Consider the following 951-nt stretch of genomic DNA (forward strand, 5'->3'; position numbering starts at 1 on the left):
AACAGCCACCAACTGATCGACGTGTGGGCACAGCAGTCCCAAACATCAGGTGAGAAAGTGCTGTCCGGTGCCGAACTGTACGCCGTGATCGATGCCGCTACCTGACCGATCCGGACCCGCTCACGTCGTTCGTTCGCGCGATCACGCCCTGCCTTACCGTGACCGGCCTACCCGTCAGCGCTGCTGGTTTCCAGGTCGATGATCGACAGATCCTTCTCGATCTGGCCCTTGGCGTCGAGCAGCAGCGGCACCAGGGTCTTGTCGACCAGACCCGCAAAGCGATCGGCGCGGCAGGACAGCGCAACCGCGGCTATCGCGCGGTTGCCGGGCGTTTCGATCGTCACGCCCACCGCGGCTACACCGCGCTCGGTCTCCTCGAAGTTGATTGCAAACCCTCTCCGGGTTACGGCTGCGAGTTTGTTTGTCAGCGAGTCGAATTCGTCCTCGTCGAGGAGAGCAGCGCCGCCGGACCTGGATCGTCGGTACAGCCGCGCGAGCTCTTCGCCGGGTAGCGTCGCAAGCAGCGCCTTGCCGCCGGACGTTCGGTGTGCGGGCATGACCACGCCGTCCCGGTCGTTGGTCGCGTACACCGACTGCGCGCGCACCGTGCCGAGGAAGCGGACACTGTTGCGCACCCGGATCATGAGGTTCGCCGATTCACCGCTGCGACGCGACAGCACCTCCAGATGTGGCTGGCACAACGCACGGAACGCCTTGGTCCACGCCATGCGCGCCGGAGCGGCATCGAGCGAGGGCCCTGGCAGATAGACGTGGGTGTCGTCCTGCACGGCGAACCCCCCGATATGCCAGCGTCTGCAGTAGCCGGTGCGCGCTGGACCGGGAAATATCCAGGTGCGCGGCGGCATCCATCACACGCAGGCTGCCGTAGTCGCGCAGCAGTTGCATTAGCCTCGGCCATTCATGCTTTTCCCGGCACTCTTTTCCCGGCAC

Annotated in this window: 2 protein-coding genes; both read right to left on the reverse strand. The window is 65.1% G+C overall.

The features are described from left to right. Positions 1-167 precede the first annotated feature (167 nt). Positions 168-728: an IclR family transcriptional regulator gene (locus NA4_RS38370; RefSeq protein ID WP_444980053.1), complete on the reverse strand. Its 561-nt coding sequence runs from the start codon at positions 726-728 to the stop codon at positions 168-170. After that, a complete protein-coding gene (locus NA4_RS44005; RefSeq protein WP_169811229.1) occupies positions 658-906 on the reverse strand; it encodes a helix-turn-helix domain-containing protein in 249 nt (82 codons plus the stop codon). Before NA4_RS44005 ends, NA4_RS38370 begins: the two co-directional genes overlap by 71 nt. Positions 907-951: the final 45 nt, after the last annotated feature.

This window comes from Nocardia amamiensis NBRC 102102, assembly GCF_001612745.1.
Lineage (GTDB): Bacteria > Actinomycetota > Actinomycetes > Mycobacteriales > Mycobacteriaceae > Nocardia > Nocardia amamiensis.